Genomic DNA, 234 nt, shown 5'->3' with positions numbered 1-234 from the left:
CAGCCGAGTGATGCTGCATGAGCTGCTGAACTGGAACATCAGCGCTGCGCAGTTGATCAACAAGGTCGGCCTGGCCGCCGGGGAAGTTCCACCGCCAGTGGTCGGCCCGGACGGCATAAACACCCTCGATTGCCTGTGGGAACTGCTGCTGCGCGCGGCGGTGCTGTGGTATGCCGGGTTTGCCTTGTGGACGGTTCTGGTTCACTGATAAGCCAGAGTGAAACTCATTGTGGC

1 protein-coding gene is annotated in these 234 nt (G+C 60.7%); it reads left to right on the top strand.

The features are described 5' to 3' along the window. Window positions 1-208, top strand: a 208-nt coding sequence (locus AAEY83_RS18715; protein ID WP_351061713.1) for a hypothetical protein, incomplete at its 5' end; no start/stop codon positions are given. Window positions 209-234: the final 26 nt, after the last annotated feature.

This window comes from Psychrobacter sp. TB20-MNA-CIBAN-0197 (genome assembly GCF_040309765.1).
Lineage (GTDB): Bacteria > Pseudomonadota > Gammaproteobacteria > Pseudomonadales > Moraxellaceae > Psychrobacter > Psychrobacter submarinus.
Note: the sequence above shows the minus strand (reverse complement) of the source record. Positions and strands in the feature narration are given on the sequence as shown.